We start from the raw sequence: 23,129 nt of genomic DNA on the forward strand, positions 1-23,129 counted from the left end.
TTAGACCGGGCGCGGACGGTGAAGGCCCGTCAGTGATGCTCCGGAGACCCCATGCAGCTACAGTTCCCCGCCCTCGGGCGCAATACGATATTGGCTCTCTTCGCCATCCTGAGCCTGTCGGCCATGGACAATGCCGTGATGCATCTGACTTTCATTGCCTCTGCAGGCCTTGCGCTGATCTACATGGCGACGGGAAATTTGAAGCCGAGATTGGACGGTGCCATCGGCTTGTTCATCGGTCTCGCGGCAATCTATTTTTTGGTTCAGCTTATCTATTATCTCCTGCACTACGGGACCTATTTCCCCAGGACCGGCAATGAGTGGAGCCAGCCGCTCAAGCACATCATCTTCCTGCTGCCCTTCTTCGTTGCCGCACGACTGGCTGTGGTGCCCGGGGAAAGCCTACTACGCACGATCTGGATCGCCTCGGCAGCGTGGGGCCTCGTGACGCTTCCCTTCGCGCTTTATCAGGGGCTCATCCTCGATATGCGGGCAGAAGCTGGAACCGGCAACGCAATTCCCTTTGCAGCGATGGGGGCGATCTTCTCCAGCTTCGCTCTCCTAGGGCTTAATGATCCCGACAAGCGTTACCGCTGGTTGGCCGCCGCAGGATTCTGCACAGGCTTTCTCTGCGTGCTCTTCTCGCAGACGAAGAGCATCATGCCGGTGCCGATTATTGGGCTTGCGCTCTTTTGGCTGTTCTTTCTCCGCAGCCGCATGACCATCTGGCAACTCTGCGCCGTCTCCGTGGGTGTTCTGGTTCTGGCCGGATTGGGCGTCTATGTCTCCGACAGCTGGCACCGCTTTGCCGATCTTTGGGCCGTCTATGTCGAGCAGGATAGCACCGCGGCGCTCGGCGATTCCTACACGCAGCGGCTGACCATGTGGTCGCATGGTCTTGCCGGTATCATGGAGGCACCCTTTGCCGGCCACGGCTTCCAGAACCGGCGCCATTTCATAGGGCTCCTCGGCTACGACTACAATCACTGGCACAACGGCTTCATCACGGCCGCCTTCGACAATGGCATTCCCGGCCTCGTGGTCCTGGTCTTGCTGCTTATATCTCCCGTGTGGATTTCATGGCGTTGTCCGCGGGATGAATTGTACCGCCCGCGCTTGTTCGTGGCGATCATGCTGGCCTTCGTGTATGTATGGGGCGGCATGGTGAACCAGATCTTCGGCCACGCCATCTACAACGCTCTTTTCCTCTGGGTCGGGCTGGTGATTGCCGTATCGGCCACGCCGAAAGTGAGTGACGATGTCGAAGGATCAGCCTAGCCGATACGGCGCAAACCAGATTGCCGACATCGCCAACGGGATCGTCGATCCCGTGCTGGCGCGCCGTGCCGGCATCAACACGGCCCTGCTCGGCTCCTGGGAAGACATCGTCGGCGAAAACTTTGCCGATTGTACCCGGCCGGAAAAGATCGCCTGGCCGCGCCGCTCGGACCTGCCCGAGGACGGCGGGCACCGCCCCGGCGTGTTGACGATTGCCTGCGAGGGTGCCCGCGCGCTCTTCCTCTCCCATGCCCAGGGCGAGCTGATTGCCCGCATTAATGGCTTCTTCGGCTATCCCGCCATCGGCCAGGTCCGTATCGTCCAGAAACCGGTTTCGAACGCGAGTGTCAGGCCGAAGATCAGGAAACTCGAAGGCGAAAAGGCTAAGCGCCTGGAAGCGATGATGGACGGGATCGAGAACGAGAATCTCCGTCGCGCAGTCGAGCGTCTCGGCACGGCCGTCCTGCAGGCCAAGCGGAAGTAGCCCTCAGGTCCTGCCACCCGACTTGAACCTTTGAATCACATGGGTTTTCCCGGTTCCCGCCCGCATGTCTGCTGACCTCTGCGGCCAAGTTTGGGCCGATCCGGATCGTCGCGTTGCCCGCCACTCCTGCCGGGTCTACCACTCGTGCGATCGGACTTCGATGTCCGGCCGCGAATGCCTTCCAGCAGCAGGAAAAGCCGTGAACCTCCACAATCCGACCCCCTTCCCGGATCGCAAAAGCGCGATCGCTGCCGTCCCACAGCGGCAGGGATGGCGTTTCTCGGTCCCGAGCATATCTGCACCATTCATGGCGCCTGTGCTCTTCGCCGTCATTGCCGGCATTGACGGTCTCGGCACCAGCATCGCCTTTGCCGCCCTGATCTTTGCGGGGCCGCTTGCGGCCGGCTTCGGCACGGGCGTCGGCGTCATCCTCCTGTCGAGCATCGTGATGGCGCTCTGGATTGCGCTCCGCAGCCGCTATCCCTCCAGCATCGGTCAGGTGCAGGAAGCCAGCATCGCCATCCTGGCCACGGCGATCGCGGCGAGCGCTGCCCATCTGGAATTTGCCCCGCAAGAGGTCAAGGTCGCCACGGCATTTGCCATTCTCGGCTCCAGTGCCGTCGTCACCGGCCTCGTCTTCTGGATCTTCGGCCTCTGCCGCTTCGGCCGCCTCGTGCGTTTCATGCCCTATCCGGTCGTCGCCGGTTTTCTCGCCGGCTCCGGCTGGCTCTTGATCCAGGGTGCCGTGATGATGGTTGTCGGCGACCGCGCCATTGTCGACCTTCTGGTCCGACCGGATGGCCAACAGGCGCTCGCCAATCTCTATGTATCCGTCGTTTTTGCGGTGGTGATGGTCTTTGCGCTGCGCCGCTCGACAAGCCCGCTCACCATGCCGCTGGTCCTGCTCGGCGGAGGTCTGCTGTTCTATGCCATGCTGGCCGTTATCGGCGTCGACAGCGACCAGGCACGCGCCATGCAATGGCTGCCCGCCCTGCCGCCCGGTGACGGGTTTGCCCTGCCGCAACCGGCTGACGTCGTCATGACGGCGGATTGGGCGGTCGTCCTGCAGGCCTTGCCCGCAATCATCTCTGTCGCCCTTCTCGGCATGGTCGGCCTCCTGCTCAATACCAGCGGGCTGGAAGTCGCCACCCGCCAGGAGATTGATGCGGATGCGGAACTGCGCACCACCGGTATGGCCAACCTGGTTGCCGGCGGCTTCGGCGGCGCCCCCGGTTTCACTGGGCTTTCCATGACCCTGCTCGCCAACCGCATGGGCGCGAAGGCCCGCTCGGTTGGCGTCGCGACCGCCCTGATGCTGGCCCTGATGCTGCCTTTTGCTGGCGAACTCGCCGGTGCCATGCCGACCTTCGTCGCCGCTGGCCTGATGATTGCGCTCGGTGTCGAGTTGATCCACGATTGGCTGTGGCGCACGCGTCGGCAATTGCCGCGCATGGAGTGGCTGGTCGTGCTCGCCATTCCACTCGGCATGGCCGCCTTCGGCTTCATGGGTGGGATGGCGCTCGGCCTCGGCCTCTCCATTGTCACCTTCGTCTATAATTATGCCCGCCTCTCGGTCATCCGCGTCAATGCCTCGCTGCGCGAGCGCAAAAGCAGCATCGATCGGCCGCCGGCAGAAAACAGCCTGATCGAGCTCGAAGGCGAGCAGGTCCAGGTGCTGGAGCTGCAGGAATTCCTCTTCTTCGGCACAGCCGAACAGGTGGTCGAGGCGATCCGCCAGCGTTTGCTGGATCGAACCCGCCTGTCGCTCCGCTTTGTGGTCATCGACTTCCGCCGCGTGAGCGGCATGGATGCCGCCGCTGCCGCCACCTTCGTCAAGATCCGCAACCTGCTCGCCGGAAGCGAGGTCGAACTGATCTTCAGCAGTCTGTCACCCGATATCGAACAGACCCTGGCGAGAAACGGCATTGATTTCTCCACCGACCCCTCCGTCGGGCGAGAACGCGACCTCGACCATGCGCTGGAGCGCTGCGAGGACCGCCTGCTCTCTGCGATCAGCCGCGAGGAAACCTGGCAGGATGTCGAGGACTATCTGGCCCAGACCATCGGCCCGAGCACGAGGCTCAAGGATCTCGTCGCCTCCATGCAGGAAATCCGCCTGCAGCCTGGTGATCGTTTCATCCGCGCAGGCGAGGCGGGTGACGATCTCTTCCTGCTCTGGACCGGCCGCGCCAAGGTCGAGGCAGTCCTCGGCAACGGCAAGCGCCTGCGTCTTCGCACGGTCAAACCCGGCGTCGTCTTGGGCGAGATTGCCATCTACCGCGGCGGTCCGCGCACGGCAGACGTGGTGGCCGAAGTGCCCTCGACCGTCTACCGCCTTGCCCGCCGGCAATTGCGCTACCTCGAACAGTCGGATCCGGAACTGGCGCTTCTCGTCCACCGCCTCTGCGCCACCACGCTGGCCGAGCGTCTGACGATCGCCAACCGCGTGGTCCAGGCGCTGCACGAGTGATGGGATCTACTTGCTGCTTGCCGTGAACACGCCGTCCCAACCGTCCGGTGCCGTCTCAGGCAGCGTCTCAAGGCGCTCCTGATAGAGCTTGTGCGTGCCGGAAAGCGCGTTTGGCGGCAGGGCCTGCAGGATCCGCAGATACTCACGTGCGGCGCCAAGATCGCCGGCCTGCCAGGCGGCGATGAAGCTCCCGTGACGTTCGAGCAGCTCTGTCTGCCCCAAGGCGGTGTCCAATGAAGCCCCCATCAGCGCATGCAGCGTCACCGGCGCCTGCCGTCCGACCACGCGCACACGGTCGACTTCGGCGAAGAGCAGGCCCGTCGTCCGGGCCTGCACATCGTCGGTCACCAGGATCGAGACATCGTAGAGCTTGGTCATGCCCTCGACACGCGAGGCCAGATTGACGCTGTCGCCGAGACAGGAATAGCTGAAGCGCTGGTCGGAGCCGAGATTGCCGACACAGGCCATGCCGGTATTGAGCCCGATACCGATCTTGAGGCGCATGCCGCTCTCGCTGTTCAGCCGCTCCAGCGCTGTGACCATGTCGAGTGCGGCGAGACAAGCCTTTTGCGGATGGTCGGTGATGTCGAGCGGCGCGTTCCAGAAAGCCATGATCGCATCGCCGATATATTTGTCGATCGTCGCCTCGCGCTGCAAAAGCACGTCGGTCATCGGCGTCAGGAAGTTGTTGAGAAGCCCGGTAAGCTCGGTCGGGGTGAGCTTTTCCGACAGCGTGGTGAAGCCGCGGATGTCGGAGAACAGGATGGTGAGCTCCCGGTCCTCGCCGCCGAGCGTTAGGCCTTCGGGGTTTTCCGAGAGCCGTTCGACCAGCGTCGGCGAAAGATAGCGCCCGAAGCTCTCGCGCACGAAGCGCTTTTCCCGATGGGTGAGCATCAGGAGGAGCGGCAGAGCCGTGAGCAGCACCGCGCCGAGGCTCGCCAGCGGCAATAGCGGATCGAAAAGCGTCAGCGCACGCGAAAAGGCAAGCCACGACCCACCGCCAACGAGCCCCGCGAGCAGAAGGCCGGTCATCACCGAAAGGGCAGGGGTGACGGTCGCCAGCACCAGAAGCAGCACAAGCCCGACGGCGATGGCCGCTGCCCGTTCCGCGCCTATCATCCAGTCCGGACGCTGCAGGAAGACGCCGCTCGCGATCTGGTCGATGATCTCGGCATGCACCTTAACACCCGCCATGGCCGGATCGACTGGCGTCGCCACAATATCGCGCAGGCCCACCGCACTGGTGCCGACCAGCAGAATGCGCCCCTGGATCTGGCCCGCAAGTGTCGCGGCCTTTGCGGGATCGAAGAGATCGGCAGCTGAAATCACCGGCATGTTCGGCAGGCCGGAATAATAGATCCAGATCTCGCCATCGGCGGACACGGGAATGTCGAGCGCGCCGACCCTCAGGTCCGTCATCGCCGAGCCCTCCGAGCTACCAGCCGAGCGCAACACGAAGGACCCCGCCTGCTGGGCAATCCGGAGCGTCTCGATCGACAGCGCCGGGTAGAGCCTGTCGCCACTTTTGGAGATCAGCGGAAAGGTGCGGATGATGTTGTCGGGCGTCGGCGGGAAGGAGAAATAGCCCATCGCCGTCGCCCGCTCGCTGAGCAGGGAGAGATTGGAGAGTGCGCCGGAATAGGGCAGAAGCCGCGCCTGCGGATCCGGCCCGACGAAGGCGAAGCCCGCCTTCGGTTCAGGGGCCGGTGCTGATGTCTCGTTGGTCAGCGCGATCCCGAGCGCCACGGCATTCGCGGCAACCGCATCTGCCAATTGAGCATCCGGATCCGGGAGATCAGGGCCGACCTCGATCGCAATCCCCTGGCGCCGCATCTCCTCGACCAGACGGGCAGGTGCCGTTCTGTCCGCTTCGGAAAACACGATATCGAAGCCGATCGCAGCCGCACCCAGCCCGCTTGCCCGCGTCACGATCTCCGCCACCGTCCGGCGCGACCAGGGCCATTGCCCGAGCGTACCGATCGAGGCCTCGTCGATATCGATGACCGCAACCGGCGGATCGGTCGCGTCGCGCGGCTTGATGGTCTGATAGGTATCGAACACGAGCGAAGTCAGCCGGAAGGCCTGGGGAGCAAAGGCCGCATGCGCGGTGATAACCGCGACGAGTGCTGCCACCCCCATCAGCATCACCCCGAGCTTGCGCCGCTGCGAGGACGAGAGGCGACGGCGCGGGCTGGGGGCCTTGGCCATCGTCGGGCGCCCCTGTGCCGCCGCTGTCACTGGGGGATGTCCGCAGTGCTCCCGGCGAAGATGCCGGTGGAGGACCAAGTACCGTCGGTTGCCGTGAAGTTGCCCATGATGCCCTTGACCGGGTCCGTACCATTAGAAGCGAAGGCGCCGGTGACGCTGGTGGCAATCCCGATCATGGATGTGCTGGTCAAGGTCGAGACAGCATTGGCACCGGATTCGAAACTGACTTCCGCTCCGAAAGTGGCTTTTCCGTCGAAGTCACTGATCTCGATTGTGCCCCTCCGCGCGCCGAAATCCATCGTGGCCGACAGATCGCCGGTTGCGATATATTGCGATCCATCATTCACGACGGTGCCCACGGCATGGCCGGAATACGTGGCGGTGCCGGTCACGGAAGAGGGGATGATTTCCACCTGCTTTCCGACAATCCAGTTGCCGAGGTGGACGCTGTAGCCGCTCTCCGGCCCCGACTGCTTGCCCCACCAACCCCAGGTCATGAAATCACAGGAATTGCAGATCTCAGCACTGGAATTGTCGTCGAAGATTTTGGCGGCCACGACCGCGGACGAAACCATATAGGCTTCGCCCCAGGAATCCACTCCAGCGATAAGCTGGTCTGTCAGATAGCTTTGTTCATAACCCGGGTTGTCGAGGAAGTCCGCGAAGTAATTGCTATTGCTGGACGTGTCGATGATCGAGCCATTGAATGTTCCTGCGTCCTTGTCGAAAGTAAATTCGGTCGTGCCGTTAAAGACCACGCTGTCGCCGTCTGTCGTGTTCGCCACCCCTGAGGAAAAGCCGTTCAACTGGCCGTCGAAGCTGCGGGTTCCTGCTGTCGCCGCGCTGTTGCGGCTCGCAACCTGAACGCCGTCATAGATGTCTTCTTGAGCTCCGAAGTCGTCGATGCCGCCCGTTGCCAGCACCAGATACTCGCCGTCCGCGCCGAAGATGTGGTCTCCCGAGCCGCTGCCGAGTGTTGCCACGTACTTTGACGGGCCCGAATTCGTATCTGGATCGCTGCTCTGGTATGATCCAGAGACGCGCCCTGTCATCTCGTAGGCGCCGTCATTGTCCTTGAAGCTGCCGGCCATCACCTGGATTCGACTGCGCTGGGTCGATCCATCGCCGGATATCGAAAGCGAGCCCTGCAGAAGTCGTGCAACCGCGTCGTCTCCGCTCACGCCGGCTACATAAAGGTCACTGGCGGAGGCGCGAACCGGTGTGCTTTCGCCGGACTGAAATGATCCTGTAAACGGCACCGTCACTCCTCCAATCGATGTCCCGCCATTTAGCGGATCACGCTGCACGGAATAGCGGAAGACTTCGCCTGAAGAGAAGACTGCGCTCGCATCCGCTGCCTTGCCGCCGACGATATAGACGGCCTCGCCGCCGTCGGCCTCGAGAAAATAGGCGATGAATTCGCCGCTGCCGGTATAGGCCGTTCCGCTGACGGACCCAAGGCTGCCGATCGTGCCGTTCACCGCTTCGCTTGTCAGCGTGTCACTGGTGGCTGGCTTTTCTAGCGATACCTGTCCCAACTGCCCGAAGGTGCCGGTCAGCCGACCGTCTCCATCGGTCGTCAAGTTGCCCGAGATAGTGTCCCGTTCGATATCGCCGTCATTGTCGATGATGGTCACCGCTTGCGCAGACCCGTCCCAAGGCTCCTCCGGCTCTGGCTCCGGGTCAACAGGATCCACCGGCACATCCGGCCGCGGCCCCACATCCCGCTGCGACTCTCCCGCCACTTCTTCCACCGGCGTCGTCACGATCGGCCGCGGCTGCGGCACCGGGATCGTGTTTTCCGAAGGCAGCTGCGCCGAGTTGCTTTGGCTGACCGTGCTGCTCGCGACCGTCTGGTCGGTCGGCGTATTGCTGGTGCCGCCACCCTGGCCGGGCCGACCGGCGAGGGTCTGTTGCAAGCCGCTCACCCATTGCGGCGGCGTGCGCTGAACGCGCGGCTGGCCGTCGCCTGCGACGATCGAGAAGCCCTGCTTGAAGAGGCGCTGCGGCGAACCATTGCCGGTCAGCTGCACTTCCTTGCCATAGACCAACGTCATATGCGGCGGCAGCGGCTGGCCGTCGGGCGTCTGGCCGTTGAGATTGATGTCGACCACGGCGCCACGAATGCCGGCAGTCCCGATCGGCGTGTCGATCTTCACATTGCCGCTCGCCTTCGAGGCCTTGCCGCCGATGAAACGCAACGCCCCCTTGGTCATGGTGGCAGCCAGCGAGGCCGTGTTTTTCTCCGGATCGTAGACGAAGCTGTCGATCACCACGGAGGAGTTGGGTCCGACGGTGAACGATGTCCCGTCGGCCAGCAGGATCTGCACCAGGCCTTCGCCGCTGGTCTCGATCCGGTGATTGCGGATGACGGCATCGCCGAGCGAGATCAGGCGCGGCTTGCCTGAAGCATCAAACGCGGTTGCCCGAGGATTGACGGCGGCGGTGACGCCGGCAACGTCGGTCTCGGCTTGCGCCGGAGCCCCCGCCAGCATCAGCAGAGCGGCAGAGGTGCAAAGCAGGGCATGACGCGTGTTCGTCTTCATCGTGATGCTCCTAGAAAGCCGACTGGATGCCGATCGACACCGAGATGTTGTCGAAGGACTTGATGTCATAATTCGACCAGACCTTGCGGTAGCCGGCCTCGGCGACCAACGCCACGCGCTCGGTAAAGGGCGTGATCTGCTTGAGGTTCAGGCTGAATTCGGTGTCGCGCTGGCTCTCGCCCGAATTGATCATGGTGTCGGGGTCGTCATAGCTGCGACCTGCAACGGCTGCTTCCAGCCCGACGATCCAGGCCGGACCATCGCCGATCAGCGCCGCATAGCGGTAAGTACCTGAGATCGCGCCGCCCACTTCGGTGGACGAGAGATAGCCCGTCTCGGCATCCCGCCGTGACGTGAGGAGCCGGCCGGTCAGGCTGAAATCTGCTGTCACATTGTGCGACCAGGAGACCTGCGCATCGAAGCGGTCGCCGCTCTGCAGCTCCGCCGTCTTGCGCGACTTGGTGTTGGAATAGTCCTCATAGCGATATTGCAGGCTCGCCGAGAGGCTGTCGACCGGCGTCACCTGCCAGTCGAAATTGGTCGAGATGCCGGCCGATGCGAGATAGCGATCACCCTCGATCAGGACGCCGCTGGTCAAGAGCATGACGGAGACCGACCGGTCGTCCAGCCCGAAGCGGCCGAGATCGAAGACGGGCCCGGCATAGGCTTCGGCCGCCGCCGTGTTCAGCATGTCACGGTCGCGGTATCCCGCCGCATAGCCGGAAATCCCTGCCTCCAGCGCAAGCCCTTGGATATCGGTGTCGTAGCGATAACGGACGGCACCATTGACGAAAGCATTGTAGTCCTCACCAGCGACGCTCAGATTGTCGAGCGTGTATGAAAGGCCGTTCAGCGTGACCGTGGAATTGCCAGGCCCCGCATTGGCATTGCTCTGATAGCGAAGCCCGGCGCGCAGCATGCCTGAGAACTGAGACGGATCACTCTTCTGGTCGATCGCGGCAAGATACTGGTCGACCTTGGTGGCAACCTCGGGCGGCACATCGCCGGCAGCCTTCGCCCCGTCGAAGTATTGCCGCGCCGTCTCATAGGCACCGAGCCGGTAATAGAGCACGCCGAGTTCAAGCTGCAGCCGGGGCAGACCGGGCGCATAGATCAGCATGCGCTCCAGCGTCGAAATCGCACCCTCGAGATCGCCTGCCTGAGACGAGAGTGCCGCATATTCGAAGGCCGTGTCGAGATCGTCGGGTGCCTCCATCATCCGCGCAAAGAGCTGGCGGCGCTGCGCTTCGATCTGCTCAAGCGACGTTGTTCCCGCCCGTGGCGCGACATTCTGCGACTGCTGGGCAGCAGCTGGAACGGTCGTGACGGTCAGGCAGAGCGCGGCAAGCGCGAGGCTCAAACTATAGGCGGGGATGGGTGCGATCCCCCGGCTCTTCGGCAACAGCATCTGAAAAGCTACTTTGACAATGAATGGATGAATTCCCTTAAGCAGGTTAACCTCTTGTTAGAAGGTGTAAAACATGAACATACCGGCCAACATTGGGTTTTTCCCAATGCTTTGTCACCAGTGATGGCCCCGATCCATCTGCAGCCCTCACGGCGGATCAGATCTGTCTGTCACTAGCATCAGCGCGCTGGATTCTGTCCGGCAAGGTCCCGCATCATCCGTTACGCGTGGCGCTTGCGGCAAGCGAATTTCGCAGGCGGTTTTCCCATACCTGCCAAAGAACACGCATCCTCCTCCGGGGCTGGCAGCAAAAAGGTCACGGAACTTTGATTTTTCGAGGGGGTGCCTGCCTTGTTTGGCGCCTTTTGCCGTTATAACGGTGGACCCATCCAAGACCCTTGCAAGCAGGTAACTGACCCATGTCGACTTCCGAACTCTCGATCACCAAGCGCCGTTTGCTCGGCGGCATCGCCATCGCCGCCGTCGGTTTCGCGCTCACCGCCTGCAGCGACGCTGAAGACAAGGCCGCCAGCGCTGAACCGAAGCCGGCCGTCAGCAACGAGACCACGGCCTCGACCACCTCCGCCGAGATCCCGACCGCCGACCGCGATGTCGATATGGAAGCGGCTCTGAAGCCCGGCTCGCTGAAGGAAATGGCGCTGGGCGACCCGAACGCTCCGGTCAAGGTGATCGAATACATGTCGATGACCTGCCCGCACTGCGCGCATTTCCATGAAAACACCTTCGAAGCGATCAAGACCAAGTATGTCGACACCGGCAAGGTCTATTTCGTGCTGCGCGAATTCCCGTTCCCGCAGGACACCGCCTCGCTCGCAGCCTTCATGCTGGCCCGCTGCACGACGGAAGACAAGTTCTTCCCCTTCGTTTCCATGCTGCTCAAGCAGCAGCGCACCTGGGCTGCTCCGACGGATGGCGACGTCCGTGGCGCCATGCTGCAGCTTTCCAAGCTCGGTGGTTTTACACAGGAGACCTTCGACGCCTGCTTGACGAACGCCCAGCTTGCCGGTGATGTGTCGGCAGTCCGCGATCGCGGCGCCCAGGAATTCGGAGTTCAGTCGACCCCGACTTTCCTGATCAATGGCAAGGCCTATTCGGGGGACATGTCGGTTGACTCCATGTCGGCCCTCATCGACAGCCTGCTCTGATCGACGTTCCGTTCTGACGACGGGCGCCGGGGAAACCCGTGCGCCCGTTTTTCATGCGATGGCGCGGGGCATGACACGATGAAATTCAACCGTCTCCGCCTCGTCGGCTTCAAGTCCTTCGTCGAACCCTCCGAATTCATCATCGAGCGCGGCCTGACCGGCATTGTTGGGCCGAATGGCTGCGGCAAATCGAACCTCGTCGAAGCACTCCGCTGGGTCATGGGCGAGAACTCCTACAAGAACATGCGCGCGTCCGGCATGGACGACGTCATCTTCTCCGGCTCCGGCAACCGCCCCGCCCGCAACTCGGCGGAAGTCGGCCTCTATCTCGACAATTCCGACCGCACCGCGCCCGCCGCCTTCAACGATGCCGACGAGATCCAGGTCACGCGCCGCATCGAGCGCGGCAATGGATCGGTCTACCGCATCAATGGCAAGGAGGCCCGCGCCAAGGATGTGCAGCTTCTCTTCGCCGATGCCTCGACCGGCGCCCGCTCGCCCTCCATGGTCGGCCAGGGCCGCATCGGCGAGCTGATCCAGGCCAAGCCTCAGGCCCGCCGGCAATTGCTGGAAGAGGCCGCTGGCATTTCCGGCCTGCATTCGCGCCGCCACGAGGCGGAACTCAGGCTGCGCGCCGCCGAGACCAATCTGGAGCGCCTGGAAGACATCACCGCCCAGCTCGAAAGCCAGATCGAGAGCCTGAAGCGCCAGGCCCGCCAAGCCAACCGCTTCAAACAGCTCTCCGCCGATATCCGCGCGCACGAGGCAATGCTCCTGCACATCCGCTGGGCGCAGGCCAAGCAGGCCGAGGGCGAGGCCGAAAGCGCCTTGAACCAGGCCATGTCGACGGTCGCCGAAAAGGCGAACCACCAGATGGAGGCGGCAAAGCTTCAAGCCATTGCGAGCCTCAAGATGCCGGAACTGCGCGAGGAGGAGGCGAAGTGTGCAGCAAGCCTCCAGCGCCTGCAGATCGCCCGCAGCCAGCTCGACGAGGAAGCCAGTCGCATCCTGCGCCGCCGCGACGAACTCACCCGCCGTCTCGCCCAGCTCGACGAAGACATCCGCCGCGAGGAACGTCTCGTCTCGGAGAATGCCGAGGTCATCAATCGCTTGGCCGAGGAAGAGGCCGAGCTCGAAGAAATCCTTGCCGATGCCGGTCGCTTCGGTGAAGAGGCAAAGGAAGCCTTCGAGGCCGCTGCCGCGACCCTTGCCGACAGCGAACGCGACTTTACCCGCCTGACCGCCGAACGCGCCGAGGCCGCCGCCGGCCGCAACCAGCTGGAACGCGCCATCCGCGATCTGACCGAGCGCCGTGCCCGTCTCGAGCGTCAGGTGTCGGAGGCCTCCCGCGAACTCTCCGACATCTCCGACCGCATCGCAGCTCTGCCCGATCCGGACGAAAAGCGCGAAATGGTCGAGATCGCCGAGCAGGCGGTTGCCGATGCCGAGAGTGCGGCCATGGAGGCCGAGGCAGCGCTGACCGAAGCCCGCCGCACAGAAAGCCATCTGCGCCAGCCGCTCGAAGCAGCCCGCGCCCGCGTCAACGGTCTGGAGACCGAAGCCCGCACCATCGCCCGCATCTTGGCGAGCACGACCACGGGCGATTTCCCGCCGGTTGCCGACGAACTCTCCGTCGATCGCGGTTTCGAGACGGCGCTGGGTGCCGCCTTGGGCGACGATCTCGACAGTGCGCTTGACCAGTCCGCCCCGGCCCACTGGCATGGCAATGGCGACGGGGCAGGGGACCCGGCTCTGCCGTCAGGCGCCAAGCCGCTCATCGCCCATGTCCGTGCACCGGCGCCGCTCACCCGCGCACTCCGCCAGATCGGCGTCGTTGAAGAAGCCGATGCGCTTGCCCTAATGTCGAAGCTCGCTCCCGGCCAGCGCCTGGTCACCCGCGACGGTGCCGTCTATCGCTGGGATGGCCATGTCACCGGCGCCGATGCCCCAAGTGCGGCCGCCCTGCGCCTTGCCCAGAAGAATCGCCTGGCCGAAATCGAGGTCGAGACCGAGGAAGCCCGCGACCAGATGGTCGAGGCAGAGGATCGCCTGGCCGAAGCCGCAGACGCCATCCGCACCGAAGAGGCCCGCCTCACCGACGCCCGTGACCGGAGCCGCCTGACGATCCGCGCGCTCGCCGAAGCCCGCGATGCACTCGCTCAGGCCGAGCGCGCCTCGGGCGATCTCATCCGCCGCCGTGAAGTCATTGAAGAGGCGGTCAACGGCCTGAAAGCGCAGATCGAGGAGATCGTCGAGCAGGAAGAAACCGCCCGCATCGAGATGGAGGAGACGCCCGACCTCTCCGCTCTCGACGCCCGCCTGCGCGAGGCAGAATCCGTTGTCGCCCGCGATCGCGGCCTTCTGGCCGAAGCCCGTGCCCGCTTCGAGGGGCTTGCCCGCGAAGACGAGATGCGCCGCCGCCGCATTCTCTCGATCCGCCAGGAAAAGCAGAACTGGCAGAGCCGCGCCAAATCCGCCGAGGAGCACATTGCGACCCTGCGCGAGCGCGAGGCGGAAGCCCGCGAGGAAATCACCGATCTCGAAATGGCGCCCGATGAATTCGAGGACAAGCGCCGCAACCTGATGACGGCACTCGACAAGGCCGAGAAGGACCGCCGCGACGCCGCTGACCGCCTGATCGAGGCAGAGACCCGCCAGCGCGAGGCTGACCAGAAGGCCGCCGCCGCCTTGGCCGAACTGGCCGAAAGCAGAGAAAAGCGCGGCCGCGCCGAAGAGCGCCTCGTCTCCGCCCGCGAATGGCGCGTCGACGCCGAGGCCCGTATTGCCGAAGCGCTGAACGTCCCCCCGCATGAGGCCTTCCGACTGACGGGCCTGAAAGATCCCTCCCAGATCGGCGATCTGCGTGAGGTCGAGCGCAATGTCGACCGGCTGAAGATGGAGCGCGAGCGCTTAGGCGCTGTCAACCTGCGCGCCGAGGAAGAGCAGAAGGAACTGTCCGACAAGCTCGCCGCCATGATCAAGGAGCGCGACGACATCATCGACGCGATCCGCAAACTGCGCGGCGCAATCCAGAGCCTCAACCGCGAAGGCCGCGAACGCCTGATCGCCGCCTTCGACGTGGTCAACGCCCAGTTCCAGCGTCTCTTCACCCACCTCTTCAACGGCGGCACCGCCGAACTGCAGCTGATCGAAAGCGACGACCCGCTCGAAGCCGGCCTCGAAATCCTCGCCCGCCCGCCGGGCAAGAAGCCGCAGACCATGACGCTTCTCTCGGGCGGCGAGCAGGCGCTGACCGCCATGGCCCTGATCTTCGCCGTCTTCCTCACCAATCCTGCACCGATCTGCGTGCTCGACGAAGTCGACGCGCCGCTCGATGACCACAATGTCGAGCGCTACTGCAACCTGATGGACGAAATGGCCGCCTCCACCGAGACCCGCTTCGTCATCATCACCCACAACCCCATCACCATGGCCCGCATGAACCGCCTCTTCGGCGTCACCATGGCCGAGCAGGGCGTCAGCCAACTCGTCTCCGTCGACCTGCAGACGGCGGAGGCGCTGCGCGAGAGGGATCTGGTGTGAGAAAACACGTCCTTGTCAGCGGCATCCTGTTAGCCTTTGGCGTCAGCCCCCTCCACGCCCAAACGGCCTCCACCTCGCTCGCCGGCAACTACCTGCCGAGCGTGCTGGCAACCTCTCCGGCCCATCGCGACAGTCTGATGGAGATGATCAAGGGCAAGCCCGGTCTGCCCTTCTGGGTGCGCGCGCTGGTGCGCCAACCGCGTTACGTCGCGCTCGCTTCCGAGGAGGTCGCGGTCAAGGACAGGCGCATGCAGCTTTTCCGCGCCTGCGAGCCGCGCACCTGTGAAACGAGCTGGATCCGCGTGCTTTATTCCGAGGATGGCAAGCGTGCGCTGCTTTACGTCTCCGACGCCAAGCTCGGCATCAAGATCTTCGGCGATCCGACGCCGGAAGAGCTGACCTTCCTCACCCGCTAAAGGCTCAAGCCGCCAGCTTCTCCCGCCGTGCAGGCCCAACCGGCAGCGCCGCGCTGGCCAGGATCGAACCGAGCACCAAGGGCAGGCAGACCAAGTAAGCGTTGCGGATGCCGAAGGCTTCAGCGACGAAGCCGAGCAGCGGCGGGCCGAGGAAGAAGACCACGAAGGCCATCTGCGCGATCGCCGCGACATTGATCACCGCCGGCCGATCCGTGCGCTGGGCCGCGGCCGAGACGGCCATCGGATAGACCGCGCTGCAGCCGGCGCCCATCAGTGCAAAGCCGATCAGTGCGAGCACAGGCGAGGGCGCAAGCCATGCCATGGCGATGCCGAGAGCCGCGACCGTCAGCAGTACCCGCCCGACAAGGCGCGCACCATGGCGGTCGACCACCGGGTCAACGGTGAGGCGGGCGAGCGCCATGAAGAAGGCAAACAGCGTCAGCCCCGAACCGGAGATGAAGGGCGAGACGTCGAAGACCTCTTCCATGTAGATCGTCGACCAGTCGATGCCGGCACCCTCGATCAGGAAGGCCGATGTGCCGATGATGCAGAGCGGCAGGAGAGCCAGCGTCGGCAGCGCAAAATGCGGTGCCTTGTCCTCGGCGCCTGCGGTGGTGAGGACAGGCGCATTCTTCATGCCGGCGATCGTGATCGCGCCGATGATGAACATCAGCCCGAGCAGGACATGCATATGCACCTGCATTGTCACCCCCGCCTGCCGTACCAGGGAAGCCGTCACGGCGGTGACGAAGAAACCGAGGCTCCAGCAGCCATGCGCGCGGTTCATAATGCCGAAACCTGCCTGCGCCTCGATCCGACCGATCTCGACATTGAGGCAGATCTCCAGCGCACCGGCCAGAAGTCCGACGGCAAAAAGCGTTGCAAAGACGAAGGGCGCGGACGGCAGGAGCGAGATGAGCGACAAGAGGGCCATCACGCCGAGCAGCGAGATGGCCAGCGTCGTGCGCGAGCCGAGCCGGACGATCAGCGGGGATGAGAGGGTGAGCGAGATCAGCGAACCGATCGCCATGCCGATCAACGTCAGCCCCAGCTCCGCCTTGTTGACGGAGAGCTGCACCTGCAGGTCCGGCAGCCGCGAGAACAGCGATCCCGTCGACATGGCAAAGAGAAAGAAGGCGATATAGACGCGATACTGCGGCTGAAAATGCATCGGGAAGACTCGATTTGTCTGATGATCAGTCATCTGCCTGCCAGCAATGGTGAACCAAGTCCAGCCGTGCAAACCGGCGATCGGTTCGCCCCCGGAAAAGGCCCCTTCTCGACGGGGCGGCTCACGGTCAATGGCTGGCACTGCCCGGCCCACACCCGCCGTCATCCTCGGGCTTGTCCCGAGGATCTGCCAAGTGGGGTATAAATGGGGCGCTGAGGGGAGGGCGCTGACCGTCGGGGCAAGAGCGGCGGCAGTAGATCCTCGGGACAAGCCCGAGGATGACGATCCACCGAAACAAAAAATGCCGGAAGCAAGGCTCCCGGCACAATCCTGTTCTCTATGCGCCAATACCGACTTTAACCAGCCGAATTGATCTGCCGTGCCACCATGTCATGGTTCAGCCAGAGCACTGGCGCCGACGGATTAGCCACTTCGCCGAAGATCAACGCGCCGGTCGCCTCGACCACGAGCACGCTCAGATAGTCCGAGATCAGCGCCTTGCTGTCCTTGTGCATCTGGGCGATTTCGGCCGAGGTGCCGATGGTGATGTCCGACTGGCCCTGGCTGTTGGGCATCGGCCAGTTGTTGAAGTCGTAGAACGGGATCATCACGTCGCTGGCCTGGAAGTCTGCGATCTTCTGCAGAACGTCGTCGATCGTCGCCCCCTCGACCAGCAGGTTCTGGCAATCAGCCCAGACCTTCTCGGCCCGCGCCCCACCGTTTTCCTTCTTCAAGGCCTTCAAGAGCGGCAGAAGCGGCAGCTCGATGCCGGCGAAGACGTCGGAGGAATTGGTGCGGATCTCGGGGCAGTTGAAGACGGTCGCCTTGATCCCCGAAGCAAATGCCTCTTCGGCAATCGCCTCGAGCTTCATCTTGGCATAGCCCTGGGTGTAGTTCGTATAGGTCTGCCAGCGATATTCGTCGCCGATCAGGATGCCCGTGCCGTGATAGCCATAGGCCGAGTAACGCACCTGGCCGCCGCTCTTCTCGATGCGGGCGCGGATCGCCGCACTGCCTTCGATTAGGTGACGGAAAGTGTTGGCCGAAACTTCGTCGAAGTTCTGCAGGATCAGCTTGCCCAGATCGCTGTCGAGCAGCACCTGCGAGGACATGTGGCGTGCGCCGCGGCCCTTGTAGATGCGGTTGGCGAGTACCAGGAAGACCTTCGCCTTCGGAATGCCGCCGGCCATGGTGTGCGCGAAGTGCACGTTTTTGCCATCGGCGATCATGCCTTCCAACTCGGCCATGATCTTGGCGACTGCATCCTGGAAACGTTCAACGCCAACCTGGCGGCACCTTTCGATATGCGCCCAGTCGAGCTTTTCCGTTTCCCAGTTTTCCAGCGTCAGCGAGGACAGAAGGTCCGTCGGCGTCGGCTCGCCCTCAGGCGAGTCGAGGTCGAAGCCGGCCATGGCGGGAATGTTGATGATCCGGCCACCGAGATTGGTCTCGGCCTGCGCGAGTTCTTCATCCGTCAGCGGGCGAAGCTTGTTGTTCTCGTCGCGGCGGCCGACGGTGATCCCGATGATCTCCATGCCGGCCTTCTTGGCCTGGTCGAGCAGGCCCGTGACATAGCCACGACCGAACAATTCGCCGAACAGAACGAAGACGTCGCCCTTGCGGTAAAGGTTGTTCTGCGGGATCTCAGTCAGGGAAACCGGGCTGGTCAGGGTCATTTTTGATTCCGGATTACAATTTACTAGAATGCCACCTAGCAAACGCTGGCCCGGAGCGCATCACCCTCAATTGATTTGTCTGGTCATTTTGCGTGACCGTTTATTGCATTGCGTGATGACCCTGTAACAATTGCCCGGTTCAGACACGTCAAACCTTGAGCAGCCGAACCCGCGTGCCCCAGGGATCCAGCGCCTCGAATCCGCCGTCGATGGCGCTGACGGCAAAGCCCTTGGCCTGAAGATCCGCGCGACGCGCATCAAGGATCGCCTGAACACTCGTGTGCAGCGAGAACCAGTCGAGCCCGGTCATTCCGTCCTGACGCTGGCCGGCATCCCGGCTTTGCCAGATATTGGCGCCGATATGGTGGTGATAGCGACCCGACGACAGAAAGGTCGCGCCGCGCTCGTCGCTGCCGGCCACCACGTCGAGACCAAGCGCATCGGCATAGAATGCCCGCGCCGTCTCCAGTCCGCCGACCCTCAGATGGATATGGCCGATCCGCAGCGTGGCCGGCGCGCTCGTGTATTCGTCGCGGTCCGTGCGCGTCTTCGTCTTGAGGAAGATGTCGTCGATATCAAGTTCCTTGCTTCCCATGGTGACCGTGTTGCCGGCCCAAAGCCAGGTCTCCTGCGGTCGGTCGCTATAGACCTCGACGCCATTGCCCTCGGGATCCGTCAGATAGACGGCCTCCGATACCGAGTGATCCGCAAAACCGGTGAGCGGAACCTGGGTCCGCGCCACATGCACCAGCCAGCGCGCGAGATCGGCCCGTTCAGGCATCAGGAAGGCGGTGTGATAGAGGCCGGCCTGCCCCGGCGCCTCAGGCGTCGCATCCGGCCGGGCGAGGATATGCAGGAGCGGCGTCCCACCGGCGCCGAGGGTCACGGCATCGGGGGCATCCGTCAGCACGTCGAGCCCCAGCATGCTGGTGTAATAGGCCTTGAGCCGCGCGACATCTTTTGCCCGCAGGCAAACCTCGCCGACATGCACAGGTCGCGTCAGGCCGAAAGGTAGCTCAGGCGTCTGTGCGGCCGGAAGCTCGGTCTGAATTTCGATCCCCTCGGCCTTCAGCGCCCCGGTGAGCGCCCCCGTCAGTGTTGCCGTCCCGGCCAGCCGTAAGAGCTGGCGCCGTGTCCAGTGAACAGTCATTCTGGTCCCCATATGTCCCCGTACTTGTACGCTTTGCTTACAATGCCGCCTCGGCATCCGTCTTTCACGTCTCTCCACGCAATTTCACATCCGCGTGAGCCTTCAGGGCCAGATCTGCCGCAATTATGATGCATTGCAGCATAAACTTGACGGAGTGGCGTTTCCAATCCGTCACAATTGCTGTAAACGATGGAAAAACAAGCCTGTTCGGGTGGAGAGGGCAATGCGTAAGTGGGTTTACACCTTCGGCGGAGGAGCGGCCGAGGGGAGTAGGGCCGAGATCGAGCAGCTGGGAGGCAAGGGGGCCAATCTCGCCGAAATGGCGGCGCTTGGTCTGCCAGTTCCGCCCGGCCTCACGATCGTGTCAGATGCTTGCGGCCTTTTCTACACGAGTGGCAAGACCCTCGCCGACGAGTTGAAGACCCAGGTTCTCCAGGGCATATCCGGCATCGAGACCGCCACCGGCCGCGCCTTCGGCGACACTAGCCAACCGCTTCTCCTGTCTGTCCGCTCCGGCTCGCGCACCTCCATGCCCGGCATGATGGACACCGTCCTCAATCTCGGCCTCAACGACCACACGGTCGAGGCGCTTGCCGAGCATTCGGGCGATGCCCGTTTCGCCTGGGACAGCTATCGCCGCTTCATCCAGATGTATGGCGATGTCGTCATGGGCCTCGATCACGAGGTCTTTGAGGAAATCCTGGAGGACGAGAAGGCAAGGCTTGGCCACGAACTAGACACGGATCTCTCGGCCTCCGAGTGGCAAGATGTCGTGAAGCTCTACAAGGAAGTGCTGGAGCAGGAACTCGGACAGCCTTTCCCGCAGGATCCGCATGTCCAGCTCTGGGGGGCGATCGGCGCTGTCTTTTCCAGCTGGATGAACCCGCGCGCCCAGACCTATCGCATGCTGCACTCGATCCCTGAAGGCTGGGGCACATCCGTCACGGTGCAGACCATGGTCTTCGGCAATCTCGGCTCGACCTCAGCCACCGGCGTTGCCTTCACCCGCAACCCTTCGACCGGCGCCAAGGAGCTTTACGGCGAATTCCTGGTCAATGCGCAGGGCGAAGACGTTGTTGCCGGCATCCGCACGCCGCAATCGATCACCGAGGCCGCCCGCATCGACAGTGGCTCCGACAAGCCCTCGCTCGAAAAGCTGATGCCGGAGGCCTTTTCGGAATTCTGCGCGATCTGCGACCGGCTCGAAGCCCACTACCGCGACATGCAGGATCTCGAATTCACCATCGAGCGCGGCAAGCTCTGGATGCTGCAGGCCCGCTCGGGCAAGCGCACGACCAAGGCCGCGATGAAGATCGCAGTCGACATGGTGGCGGAAGGCCTGATCTCGGAAGAAGAGGCGGTGATGCGCATCGAGCCTTCCTCGCTCGATCAACTGCTGCATCCGACCATCGACCCGCGCGTTACCCGCCATGTCATCGGCTCGGGCTTGCCAGCCTCGCCGGGAGCGGCGACCGGTGCCATCGTGTTTACGGCCGAAGAGGCTATCGAAGCCGAAAGCGAAGGCCGCAAGGTCATTCTCGTGCGCGTCGAAACCAGCCCCGAAGACATCCACGGCATGCACGCCGCCCAGGGCATCCTCACCACCCGTGGCGGCATGACCAGCCATGCAGCCGTCGTCGCCCGCGGCATGGGCATTCCTTGCGTTTCCGGTGCGGGCACCATGCGCGTCGACTTGCGCAACGAAAAGCTGGTCGGCATGGGCGTGACGCTCACCAAAGGCGATATCATCACCATCGATGGCTCCTCCGGCCAGGTGCTGAAGGGCGAAGTGCCCATGCTCCAGCCGGAACTCTCGGGCGATTTCGCCCAGCTGATGCAATGGGCCGACCGCACACGTCGCATGACGGTGCGCACCAATGCTGACACGCCTGCCGACGCCCGCGCCGCCCGCTCCTTCGGGGCAGAGGGCATCGGCCTTTGCCGCACCGAACACATGTTCTTCGAGGGTGAGCGCATCCATGTGATGCGCGAGATGATCCTCGCCGAAGACGAGGCCGGCCGCCGCGCCGCGCTCGACAAGCTGCTTCCCATGCAGCGCTCTGACTTCACCGAGCTCTTCACCATCATGCACGGGCTTCCCGTCACGATCCGCATGCTCGATCCGCCGCTGCACGAATTCCTGCCGAAGTCGGACGAGGAAATCGAGGAAGTGGCCAACGCCATGGGCCTCGAACCCGGCTTCATGCGCCGCCGCATCGATGCGCTGCACGAGTTCAACCCGATGCTCGGCCATCGCGGCTGCCGGCTCGCCATCTCCTATCCCGAGATCGCCGAAATGCAGGCCCGCGCCATTTTCGAGGCAGCCGTTGCCGCCGCCCGCGAGACGGGTGCTGCCGTCGTGCCCGAAATCATGGTGCCGCTGGTCGGCCTGCGCTCAGAGCTCGACTATGTGAAGGCCGTGATCGACCGCGTCGCAACCGAAGTCATGGGCGAGGCCGAACTTGAGATCTCCTATCTCGTCGGCACGATGATCGAGCTGCCGCGCGCCGCGATCCGCGCCCATATCATCGCCGAAGCCGCCGAATTCTTCTCCTTCGGCACCAACGACCTGACGCAGACCACCTTCGGCATGTCCCGCGACGACGCCGCCCGCTTCATCCCGACCTACCAGAAGAAGGGCATCATCATCCAGGATCCCTTCGTCTCGCTCGATTTCGACGGCGTCGGCGAACTCATCCGCATCGCCGCCGAACGCGGCCGCCGCACGAGGCCCGACATGAAACTCGGCATCTGCGGCGAACACGGCGGCGACCCCACCTCGATCCACTTCTGTGAGGATGTCGGACTGGATTATGTGTCATGCTCGCCGTTCCGCGTGCCGATCGCGAGATTGTCTGCGGCCCAGGCGGCGATCAAGGCGAAGGCGTGAAGGGACGGGCCTCGCCGTAGACGATGCGTGCGCGGAAAATGGTTGTAAAAGTAACCGGTTGCGTCCTATGATTTCGAAAAATCAAGTGGGGCCTATCGAATGAATGACAAGCAGCTCAGACGCCACCTCGCAACTTTTCGCCGCATGCTGTGTGTTGCTGCCGGCGCGGCGATCGTCTGGGGCAGTGGTGTGGCACAGGTGCATGCGGGACCAAAATTCCCCGAGCACTGGCGCAAGACGATGACCAATGATCCCGCAAAGAACATGTATCTGCGAAAGTTTTCGGAACCGCTGGGCAATCCTGATGCAGACACGTTGCGCAACGTAACCCTCTCGATTGTGATCAGAGATGCATGCCAAGGCGATCTGGGATTCAACCAGGCGGCGGGAGACGAATACCTGGCCAAATCCGGCTTCTTAAAGCTCAGGGGCAAGGCATGGGACAACGCTTCATTTCTATCGGCAAGCGAGTTCAATGGCCTGGACTATCGTGCCGTCGCGCATCTTTGCGCAGGCGTCGACTATCTCTTCGGAAAGCAGGGTGTTCTGATCAAAGACCTTTTTTCGCCAGGAACTGGCGAGCCGAAAAGAGCCTTTGATTCAGCAAACCCTTACTACCGTGTCGGACCTTTGAAGAAGCCGACTGGGTGAAACACCCGCGTCAATCGTTTGGCGGCGTAACAGCTTCGCGATTTCGACGGTCGTTTTTCACTGACGCCCAAC

14 protein-coding genes are annotated in these 23,129 nt (G+C 63.2%); 8 read left to right on the plus strand and 6 right to left on the minus strand.

Going from position 1 to position 23,129, the window contains the following annotated elements; translation table 11 throughout:
• The first annotated feature begins 51 nt into the window (after positions 1 to 51).
• The 3 genes from C0V73_RS08560 to C0V73_RS08570 all read left to right on the plus strand — a co-directional run bounded on the left by C0V73_RS08560 (position 52) and on the right by C0V73_RS08570 (position 4,232).
• On the plus strand, positions 52 to 1,278 hold the full coding sequence (locus C0V73_RS08560; RefSeq protein WP_102019543.1) for an O-antigen ligase family protein: 1,227 nt from the start codon (positions 52 to 54) through the stop codon (positions 1,276 to 1,278).
• The gene (locus C0V73_RS08565; RefSeq protein WP_102019544.1) at positions 1,259 to 1,762 is read left to right on the plus strand and encodes a DUF721 domain-containing protein; all 504 of its coding nucleotides are present in this window, start codon (positions 1,259 to 1,261) and stop codon (positions 1,760 to 1,762) included. Before C0V73_RS08560 ends, C0V73_RS08565 begins: the two co-directional genes overlap by 20 nt.
• Before the next feature lie 199 nt (positions 1,763 to 1,961).
• The gene (locus C0V73_RS08570; RefSeq protein ID WP_210200155.1) at positions 1,962 to 4,232 is read left to right on the plus strand and encodes a SulP family inorganic anion transporter; all 2,271 of its coding nucleotides are present in this window, start codon (positions 1,962 to 1,964) and stop codon (positions 4,230 to 4,232) included.
• Positions 4,233 to 4,238: 6 nt separating this feature from the next.
• Here C0V73_RS08570 and C0V73_RS08575 read toward each other — a convergent pair whose 3' ends face one another.
• The 3 genes from C0V73_RS08575 to C0V73_RS08585 are packed head-to-tail and all read right to left on the minus strand — an operon-like array spanning position 4,239 to position 10,394.
• Positions 4,239 to 6,440: an adenylate/guanylate cyclase domain-containing protein gene (locus C0V73_RS08575; RefSeq protein ID WP_102019545.1), complete on the minus strand. Its 2,202-nt coding sequence runs from the start codon at positions 6,438 to 6,440 to the stop codon at positions 4,239 to 4,241.
• A gap of 26 nt (positions 6,441 to 6,466) precedes the next feature.
• The gene (locus C0V73_RS08580) at positions 6,467 to 8,986 is read right to left on the minus strand and encodes a FecR domain-containing protein (RefSeq protein ID WP_172450104.1); all 2,520 of its coding nucleotides are present in this window, start codon (positions 8,984 to 8,986) and stop codon (positions 6,467 to 6,469) included.
• A 10-nt stretch (positions 8,987 to 8,996) separates the two neighbouring features.
• Positions 8,997 to 10,394, minus strand: coding sequence for a tetratricopeptide repeat protein (locus C0V73_RS08585; RefSeq protein WP_102019547.1), 1,398 nt, complete (start codon positions 10,392 to 10,394; stop codon positions 8,997 to 8,999).
• A 419-nt stretch (positions 10,395 to 10,813) separates the two neighbouring features.
• Here C0V73_RS08585 and C0V73_RS08590 point away from each other — a divergent pair, with 419 nt between their 5' ends.
• From C0V73_RS08590 to C0V73_RS08600, 3 genes are all read left to right on the plus strand, one after another.
• A complete protein-coding gene (locus C0V73_RS08590; RefSeq protein WP_102019548.1) occupies positions 10,814 to 11,560 on the plus strand; it encodes a DsbA family protein in 747 nt (248 codons plus the stop codon).
• Positions 11,561 to 11,638: 78 nt separating this feature from the next.
• Positions 11,639 to 15,103, plus strand: coding sequence for a chromosome segregation SMC family protein (locus tag C0V73_RS08595; protein WP_102019549.1), 3,465 nt, complete (start codon positions 11,639 to 11,641; stop codon positions 15,101 to 15,103).
• Positions 15,100 to 15,519: an Ivy family c-type lysozyme inhibitor gene (locus C0V73_RS08600; protein ID WP_102019550.1), complete on the plus strand. Its 420-nt coding sequence runs from the start codon at positions 15,100 to 15,102 to the stop codon at positions 15,517 to 15,519. The genes C0V73_RS08595 and C0V73_RS08600 overlap by 4 nt, the downstream gene beginning before the upstream one ends.
• 4 nt (positions 15,520 to 15,523) lie before the next feature.
• Here C0V73_RS08600 and C0V73_RS08605 read toward each other — a convergent pair whose 3' ends face one another.
• The 3 genes from C0V73_RS08605 to C0V73_RS08615 all read right to left on the minus strand — a co-directional run bounded on the left by C0V73_RS08605 (position 15,524) and on the right by C0V73_RS08615 (position 19,516).
• Positions 15,524 to 16,690: an MFS transporter gene (locus tag C0V73_RS08605; protein WP_102019551.1), complete on the minus strand. Its 1,167-nt coding sequence runs from the start codon at positions 16,688 to 16,690 to the stop codon at positions 15,524 to 15,526.
• Between the two features lie 356 nt (positions 16,691 to 17,046).
• A complete protein-coding gene (locus C0V73_RS08610) occupies positions 17,047 to 18,360 on the minus strand; it encodes a hypothetical protein (protein WP_172450111.1) in 1,314 nt (437 codons plus the stop codon).
• A 154-nt stretch (positions 18,361 to 18,514) separates the two neighbouring features.
• Positions 18,515 to 19,516, minus strand: a complete 1,002-nt coding sequence (locus tag C0V73_RS08615; protein ID WP_102019553.1) for a VOC family protein — start codon at positions 19,514 to 19,516, stop codon at positions 18,515 to 18,517.
• 223 nt (positions 19,517 to 19,739) lie between these two features.
• On the opposite strand from C0V73_RS08615, the gene ppdK reads away from it, so the two are divergent.
• Both ppdK and C0V73_RS08625 read left to right on the plus strand, forming a co-directional pair.
• A complete protein-coding gene (gene ppdK / locus C0V73_RS08620) occupies positions 19,740 to 22,406 on the plus strand; it encodes a pyruvate, phosphate dikinase (protein WP_102019554.1) in 2,667 nt (888 codons plus the stop codon).
• A gap of 99 nt (positions 22,407 to 22,505) precedes the next feature.
• Positions 22,506 to 23,057, plus strand: a complete 552-nt coding sequence (locus C0V73_RS08625; protein WP_102019555.1) for a hypothetical protein — start codon at positions 22,506 to 22,508, stop codon at positions 23,055 to 23,057.
• The last annotated feature ends 72 nt before the right edge of the window (positions 23,058 to 23,129 follow it).

This window comes from Rhizobium sp. TH135 (assembly GCF_002855515.1).
GTDB lineage: Bacteria > Pseudomonadota > Alphaproteobacteria > Rhizobiales > Rhizobiaceae > Allorhizobium.

Excerpts from the sequence above, each read along its gene's own strand:
- C0V73_RS08560 (WP_102019543.1), top strand. The coding sequence starts at position 52 with ATGCAGCTACAGTTCCCCGCCCTCGGGCGCAATACGATATTGGCTCTC.
- C0V73_RS08565 (WP_102019544.1), top strand. The coding sequence starts at position 1,259 with ATGTCGAAGGATCAGCCTAGCCGATACGGCGCAAACCAGATTGCCGAC.
- C0V73_RS08575 (WP_102019545.1), bottom strand. The coding sequence starts at position 6,440 with ATGGCCAAGGCCCCCAGCCCGCGCCGTCGCCTCTCGTCCTCGCAGCGG.
- C0V73_RS08580 (WP_172450104.1), bottom strand. The coding sequence starts at position 8,986 with ATGAAGACGAACACGCGTCATGCCCTGCTTTGCACCTCTGCCGCTCTG.
- C0V73_RS08585 (WP_102019547.1), bottom strand. The coding sequence starts at position 10,394 with ATGCTGTTGCCGAAGAGCCGGGGGATCGCACCCATCCCCGCCTATAGT.
- C0V73_RS08590 (WP_102019548.1), top strand. The coding sequence starts at position 10,814 with ATGTCGACTTCCGAACTCTCGATCACCAAGCGCCGTTTGCTCGGCGGC.
- C0V73_RS08595 (WP_102019549.1), top strand. The coding sequence starts at position 11,639 with ATGAAATTCAACCGTCTCCGCCTCGTCGGCTTCAAGTCCTTCGTCGAA.
- C0V73_RS08605 (WP_102019551.1), bottom strand. The coding sequence starts at position 16,690 with ATGCATTTTCAGCCGCAGTATCGCGTCTATATCGCCTTCTTTCTCTTT.
- C0V73_RS08615 (WP_102019553.1), bottom strand. The coding sequence starts at position 19,516 with ATGACTGTTCACTGGACACGGCGCCAGCTCTTACGGCTGGCCGGGACG.
- ppdK (WP_102019554.1), top strand. The coding sequence starts at position 19,740 with ATGCGTAAGTGGGTTTACACCTTCGGCGGAGGAGCGGCCGAGGGGAGT.
- C0V73_RS08625 (WP_102019555.1), top strand. The coding sequence starts at position 22,506 with ATGAATGACAAGCAGCTCAGACGCCACCTCGCAACTTTTCGCCGCATG.